The following is a 7,085-nucleotide window of genomic DNA, read 5'->3' on the forward strand; positions in this document are numbered from 1 at the left end:
TTTACAATTTTGATAGCAACGATTGTGTCCTGATGTTTAAAAAGTTCAGAAATGTATATGGAATTTCATTTATTGAGGTTTAGTGCTGAGGTACAAATTATTTTGTCTAGCAGGGGCAATAAAGCAGTAGACAGAAATGTTGCTTTGGATTTACTCTATGTATGCAAGAGTTTTTTGATTCAATTCCTCGAAATTAATGGAAATAAATTAAATGATCCTGCGTTTATCAAGCAATCGGAAGTATTTACAATTATAAAATTCAGAGAATGGATAATAGAACAGATCACACTGTTGTTATATCAAGCAAATTAGAATATTTGAATTAAGCTCAGTAGGACCCATGGAATATTTAAGGGAAGAAGTGGAATATGAATTGCCTTCTTATTCTTCATCGACTGTGATATATCCTTAGACTAAATCCTATTAACAACCAACAAACGTCACTTCATTATAGTTTAATGAGATAGGTGTAATTTGCTGTTAATTGCTAGATCTTATTGTGTATATTATCAATAATTGAAATTAAGACAAAAGGCCGCGACTTAAGGGCCCGTGCGTATGTGCATTTCCATGGCATAGTCTTTCTGTTTAAATTCCTTGTTGTACTATTGTTAATTGAGAATCTACTTCCTATGTCATGTGTGTACTTTGATGCGCATCTCAAAGTGGGTGAGATTGAATAATGGGTTTATTTACTGACGAAGATGTACACCTGCTCAAAAGCCTGATTGAGGGTAAAATAAAGGAGTTAGAAGATACTATTGAGGTGGAAAAAGCATTTGAGAGAGATGCAATATTTAGAGATAAAATTATAGAAGGCAGTCAAAGAATGATTTCCAAGTATAAGACTTTCTATAAGAAGCTTGAGACGTAGCAATAAATGCGGTAGTACCTGTGGTTTGTCAGTTGGTGTACTCATTCAAAAGATATGGTGTATTACCAAAAAATACTACCTTTTTACTGCCAGAGAAATAAGGACACGTGTAAGTCGACATTTAATGGCAAACCCTGCATGTACCACTATTATAACTCCCGTTGCATCAACTTTTGAAGTACCTTTAGCTTATGCAATCACGCAATCAACTCAAATGGAACTGCTTCGTAGGAGACTGTGGCGCACATATTTTTGGTAATACCTTTAAACAAGAAAACGCTCCAAAATATATCCCTGAACCTACTATATATTATAAAAACTGCGACATGCCTATAATACTACATTAGAAGTAGCGGTAGCAGATTTATCATTAGCAGCTGCCTTTGGTTCAGTGCCAGGCCTTATGCTAACTTAGTGAGGGTAGTTTAGATTTCAGAAAAATTATATAATGCAATTTTATAACGTAGGATCTAATCTTCTCGTAATAATGTCAGGCATACATCCTAAAGCACGAATACTCTATCTAAATTCTTTCGTAGGTCTTATCAACGTTCTTGGCAAGAGCTGAATCTTTGGACGTTTTGTTCATCTTCTATTATTAGGATGGGTATGTTTTTTTATACTATCTGTTTTATGTGTCTATCTGTATACATTCGTACTCATCTCTTGTCTGTTTGTTTATTTGCAACTGCTTTACCGTAATCCAATTCTGTCTATAGTTGTTCAAAAAATGAAAAATGTATGGATTCAATGTTAATGGACTTGTATAACGCCTTTCATCATTGTAGGATGATATAGACAATGATATCCATACGTCCCGGCAGTAATTGGCTTGAAAGATACTTGTCCTGAACTACCAGGTGCTACGTCCCCACTTGTTGCAAGTTGCTTACCGTTTTGGTCTATTATTAATTGATGCTTAGTGTCTGTCGGATTTTGAATCTTTATAATTTGATCAGTATTTGTCTTAAAACTTAATGTGGGATTACTTGCCCCAGTGTTAGCGTTTACCCATGTATAACTTCCTAAGGTTCCCTTGACTGAAAATTGAACTGCGTCAGAGGCCTTGTTTAGGTTCTGAGCTGCTGCCAATTGAATTTGATGTCCATATGAACCAGATATCATTAAGCCAAACAGCATAGATACTACTGATCCTACCACTAGTATTTGGAGATTATATGCTAATCTTTTCATAAGGTAAGGATGGTATGACTATAATAAGATTTTATATACAAATACCGGAAATGGTATTCGTGACTCCCTTTATATAATTTAAAGTACAATAAGACTTTGACATGCAGAATCGATTAAAACTGATTGCAGCAACAGTAATAGTTACAGTAGCTACAGTAGCTATAATAGCAGCACTGAACCTGAGTGTAATGTCAACATACGCTCAGAATATGACTGGAAATAAGACTGCTAGTGGAGGCGGCAGTAATGCTACAGCAGGAAATTCTAGTTCTTCTTCCTCTTCTGCAGCACCTAAGGCTGCAACACCTGCTCCATCTAGTGCTGGCCCAAAGTACTAAATTAGTATAAAACTGCCTTAGAATACATAATTTAGAATTTTGAGAACCTTCCCAATCCTTTTTTTGTACAACCGCAAAGGTCGCTGATGTGCTTGTAAAGACTATCTTAATATCTCGAAGATTTTGGTAATGTTGCCGTTGAAGATTTAGCCGTTAATATTTCAGCTGTAGAATCATATTATTTCTGTTATTATTAGATTATGGGAGTATCTAAAGGATTTATTAGTGATTGTATCTAGAATAAACATGCACTATGTCTTCCAAGAATAATTTTAAAAGTCCTAATCATTTCATGGTACTCGATGCCATATCGAAGGGCCTCACCAGTGTACATAAAATAACTTGCGCTACCAAATTAGACAATGAGGAAATTGAATCGATTATAATTGAATTACTAACTCAGAGATTGATAGTCAAAGGTGAAAGGAAAGCCTTCATATTTGGGAAGAAAAAGACAGAACTACGTATCACGGAAGTAGGCAGCAAGCTTCTTAATGCAAAGAAACAAGAATTAGACCAAAAGAGGCAAGAGATGCAAGAAGCCTATGATAATGGTGATGGCGCTCATCTGCATAGTTATATGGACGCAAATCGAATGTGGATCCCTATGATGTTATTCTCGGGTGTTATGGATATGATGTTTTTTGCGTCTATGATGTCCTTTATGGGATTGGGAATAAATTCGATTGAAAGTCAGTTTATTGAAACTGATAGTAACCATCACAATGCTGAAGCTAGCGCTGGTAGTACACACTCTTTTCACGATCAAAGCGCAGCATCAAATGACGATAGCAGCACTGGTGACGGATCTGGTCACGACAATAGTGGCGTTGATTCCGGCGGGTTTGATGGATTTGATGGCGGTGGCGGATTTGATAGTTTTTAAAAAGTTATGTCATGAAACTATTACACGCGGCCAAACAACGCAGAGGTAAGATTTACTAAAAACCACTACCATACTTGCAGTGATAGACAATCCATTATACCAATGACTCTTAATGATATTTCCACCGCGTTAAAGAGCCTTGGTTATGGAATTGATAACTAGACGAGGGTTCTAAATATATCAATGAAAAATAACGGCTTTTTGGACAGATGGACGAAATTAGTGAAGGCAGTGAAAGCAGTGAAGAATATAGGATGAATCTCCTAATACTTACCAAAAACTAGAAAAAATCTCATTCTGCTCCGCAAGCGAGCTACTACATTTGTTATTGTGGCCATTTCTATTCTATATTCGATCAATCTTAATCTATCTATGATTGGAAAAAATTACTTGTATTTATCTTGTAGATCACTTCTATACTTCTGAATCAATTTGTGCACCTTCGGATCAATTACAAAACTACAATAGGTAGCATTCCTATGGCTCTCATAGTAATTTTTGTGGTAGTCTTCTGCAACATAGAAATTCTTAAAAGGAATAATCTCTGTCACAATAGGGTTTTTGTAAATACCTGCATTTTCTAGATCACTTTTTGACTTCTCTGCAATCTCTTTCTGTTTTTCATCATGATAAAATATAGCAGATCTATATTGAGTACCAATATCATTTCCTTGTCTATTGAGTGTAGTTGGATCATGAGTATGCCAGAAAACATCAAGGATTTTTTCATAAGGTATAATTCTTGGATCAAATTTTATCTGAATCGATTCTGCATGTCCTGTGTTTCCTATACATACCTGTTCATAAGACGGATTTTCCACTAACCCTCCTGAATACCCAGGTATGACGGATTTGACACCTCTAAGTCTTTTGAATATTGCTTCACTACACCAGAAACATCCATTGGCAAGTGTTGCTATTTGCGCTATTTGCGTAGTGCTACCACTATTATTAGTGTTACTACTATTATTGCTATTCATTTGTTATTGTTTTAGGCAACTCCTTTGCCTTTGGTATAAAATGTATAGATAATGAATTGACACAATCTCTTGTATCTTTCTTGGTGAAGCCTTCTCCCACAAATTCGTGCCCTAAATGCCCACCACAATTTGCACATTCAATTTCAGTTCTTACACCGTCCGGATCTGGCACTCGTTTTATTGCATTTGGGTAGCTTTCATCAAAGCTTGGCCATCCACAACCAGCATCAAATTTGCTTTTTGATGAAAATAGAGGAGCATTACATCTTCGACAGATAAATGTTCCATCTTGATAAAAATTATCGTATTCGCCTGCGAAAGGAGGTTCTGTTGCCTTACTCATAATGACTTTTTCTTCTTGTGAAGTTAGCCTGTTGTAATTCATATTATATAATTGGTATGGTAAGATTCCATATAATAAACATCGTTATCGTCGTAGGTCCGCTCAGCCTAAACCCCGTAGAAACCAGGATAAACTGAAATCTAAGGAAAAATGTATGAGCAAATGATATCATGTAATGGAATTAATTTGATAAAAGAACTCAAAAGATATCAGGCATGTTGGTAGGTGGCTTAAATTATGATACTTAACTTATTCGCGATTCAGAATCCCAATGAGGATACATTTTCCATCCAACCGTTAGAATGATACTGTAGCACTAATCTATCAGCAAATACAAAAAATATTCCACGTTTCAATAGAAATGAAATGAATACCATAAATAAGGTATATGCCTCGCCAGATAGATTAAACCTTCTAGACGAATACATCCAACTTGCAGCTGAAAATGGGTGCAATGATAAAATAGCTTAATTTTTTTCGCAAACATTCAGAAATGCTTCTCACAGCCTTGGTTTGATGTATTCCTATTATATTCGACTGATATCCTCTTGGCAGCAACGAAAATACGCTCATTCCATCCATCTATCTTTCCCAACACAACAGAACAGGTCATTTAGTTAAGGTGTTGGAGTAAATAGACTTCTCACTGGGATACATTCCGATGCCCATTACTATAACCCAGCACTTTCGATCAATATCATGAGCTCATTATATTGTTTAATGAATTGTTTACCTTTATTGGTTATTGATATCAACCCTTGGGCATTACTACGGTATTTTAACATGTCTCTCTTTTCTAACTCCTCAAAGTGATTCATCATTTTGTCATAGGATAGTCTGCTAATATGTTGAATATGAGTTGGTTTAGCAGCTGTATCATTGTTGTTATTCATATAATCCTCAATAGCTACAAGTATTTCGTAAAAGAGTTGGAGTTTGTGTCTCTTCTCTTGTCTCATCATCTCTCAATCTCCATTTCTCTATGTCTTCCACTTTCCAATGCATAATAAATGGCATATACGAACAAACCCAATCCAGCCAATCTAACAAGTATAGATCCAAAATGAGCAAATGGATCGTTATCAAAATAGTTAATTACTAATGAATACTGTTCAAGCCATAACAATGCAAAGGCGGCTGGAATATATAATAATTTAATATTGGCAGTTTTTACGAGAGGTTTTAGACATTTGACTAGGATGTATCCTAGAGCTATGATGTCAAATAATGTAGTATAGATACTCATGTCCTTTAGCTCGATATCATTGAGTATCGGCTGAACAAATAAGGCAGAGATTGTAACCATCAATGGTATAGAAATCACAACCATTGGTAAGACGCTAATAATTATTTCTCTAATTTTGATAGAAGAATAGCTCCAAATATTGGGAGAAAATAGCAATTTAGAAGTATATGGTAATCCGTATGTATTGGAACTAACACGGTTTTTCAACATGTAGGAAAGAGCTATGAATGCAATTCCTTCTGATTGAAGGGTTATTCGTACCCAAAAGAATAGATCTTCTATGGCCTCACTGTGGGAATAAGCTACACTCAGATGCTCAAACACAAAAGACACAGCTAGAATTGCAAAGCCAGTGGGTAAGCCTAACAGATATCCAAACCCTGAGAATCTATAAGATCTGTAAAAATACATTGCTATTACAGAACATAAAAAGACTGATGCAATAGTCACTATTAGGCTAGATAAAGAAAGTGAAGAAGCGCTACTAGTAACCACGCTGTATGCTGTGTGAGTGGGAATGAGTGTAGTAATGGTCGTGACAGATAATGAATGAGGTAGAATAAAAGGGTTTATATTTTCATTCAGTGACAGTTAGGTGACTGGAACGCAGATATCCACCCATTGAGCACAACCGGTAGCATGCTAGATATAATGTCCTCTCGTTGGTGAATAATCAATGGATCAATTTCAAATTAGTTATGAGAGCTTTTTGATTTGCTTATACTGGATTCACTTGATATGAAGATAGAGCATATTCAAAGAACACCTCATCTTCATGTATATATTCATCTGACCTATCGTAAATCGTGGATAATAGTAAATTTGTATATGGCTTATGAAGATTCTTTAGGAAATGCTGTACGGCATATCTTTGTCCTCTTGCATGTTATTAATGCTATCACAACTAGCGGAAGACTAATACCAGATACAATTACTTCTACCGGCATCGTCCATATTAATTTAGGCGTTTAAATAATATTATCAATCTGTAATCATGCACTTTAACACGGACTATCAGGAAAAAGTGTGGTATAAAAGATGTGAGTTTAATCTAGTGCTAATTAAAGTCGCTAGTTATTAGCGATAATCATGTCCAATATGTTAAATCCTGCTGATCCAATGATCCCCGCATTTGCACAAGCGTAAGTGCAATTGATAAATAATTTGTTACAATCATTGGTACGACCCTTCCTAGATTGTCCACTGGTTCAACGAGCCTCACCG

9 protein-coding genes are annotated in these 7,085 nt (G+C 35.7%); 4 read left to right on the plus strand and 5 right to left on the minus strand.

Annotated elements, in window-relative coordinates:
• Positions 1–57 precede the first annotated feature (57 nt).
• Both DYY65_RS07975 and DYY65_RS07980 read left to right on the plus strand, forming a co-directional pair.
• On the plus strand, positions 58–312 hold the full coding sequence (locus tag DYY65_RS07975) for a hypothetical protein (RefSeq protein ID WP_162477443.1): 255 nt from the start codon (positions 58–60) through the stop codon (positions 310–312).
• A gap of 370 nt (positions 313–682) precedes the next feature.
• On the plus strand, positions 683–874 hold the full coding sequence (locus DYY65_RS07980; RefSeq protein ID WP_162477444.1) for a hypothetical protein: 192 nt from the start codon (positions 683–685) through the stop codon (positions 872–874).
• A 753-nt stretch (positions 875–1,627) separates the two neighbouring features.
• Here the strand turns inward: DYY65_RS07980 and DYY65_RS07985 are convergent.
• Positions 1,628–2,068, minus strand: a complete 441-nt coding sequence (locus DYY65_RS07985; protein ID WP_162477445.1) for a cupredoxin domain-containing protein — start codon at positions 2,066–2,068, stop codon at positions 1,628–1,630.
• Positions 2,069–2,169: 101 nt separating this feature from the next.
• Here DYY65_RS07985 and DYY65_RS07990 point away from each other — a divergent pair, with 101 nt between their 5' ends.
• Both DYY65_RS07990 and DYY65_RS07995 read left to right on the plus strand, forming a co-directional pair.
• Positions 2,170–2,406, plus strand: a complete 237-nt coding sequence (locus DYY65_RS07990) for a hypothetical protein (RefSeq protein ID WP_162477446.1) — start codon at positions 2,170–2,172, stop codon at positions 2,404–2,406.
• A gap of 292 nt (positions 2,407–2,698) precedes the next feature.
• Positions 2,699–3,292: a MarR family transcriptional regulator gene (locus tag DYY65_RS07995; protein ID WP_236561735.1), complete on the plus strand. Its 594-nt coding sequence runs from the start codon at positions 2,699–2,701 to the stop codon at positions 3,290–3,292.
• A gap of 386 nt (positions 3,293–3,678) precedes the next feature.
• Here DYY65_RS07995 and msrA read toward each other — a convergent pair whose 3' ends face one another.
• The 4 genes from msrA to DYY65_RS08015 form a co-directional block, all read right to left on the minus strand.
• Positions 3,679–4,272: a peptide-methionine (S)-S-oxide reductase MsrA gene (msrA, locus tag DYY65_RS08000; protein ID WP_162477448.1), complete on the minus strand. Its 594-nt coding sequence runs from the start codon at positions 4,270–4,272 to the stop codon at positions 3,679–3,681.
• A complete protein-coding gene (locus DYY65_RS08005; RefSeq protein ID WP_162477449.1) occupies positions 4,265–4,657 on the minus strand; it encodes a methionine-R-sulfoxide reductase in 393 nt (130 codons plus the stop codon). Before DYY65_RS08005 ends, msrA begins: the two co-directional genes overlap by 8 nt.
• 629 nt (positions 4,658–5,286) lie before the next feature.
• On the minus strand, positions 5,287–5,577 hold the full coding sequence (locus tag DYY65_RS08010; protein ID WP_162477450.1) for a winged helix-turn-helix domain-containing protein: 291 nt from the start codon (positions 5,575–5,577) through the stop codon (positions 5,287–5,289).
• On the minus strand, positions 5,574–6,311 hold the full coding sequence (locus DYY65_RS08015) for a hypothetical protein (RefSeq protein ID WP_162477451.1): 738 nt from the start codon (positions 6,309–6,311) through the stop codon (positions 5,574–5,576). Before DYY65_RS08015 ends, DYY65_RS08010 begins: the two co-directional genes overlap by 4 nt.
• Between the last annotated feature and the right edge of the window lie 774 nt (positions 6,312–7,085).

Origin of the sequence: Nitrososphaera sp. AFS (genome assembly GCF_009898475.1) — an archaeon.
Lineage (GTDB): Archaea > Thermoproteota > Nitrososphaeria > Nitrososphaerales > Nitrososphaeraceae > Nitrosopolaris.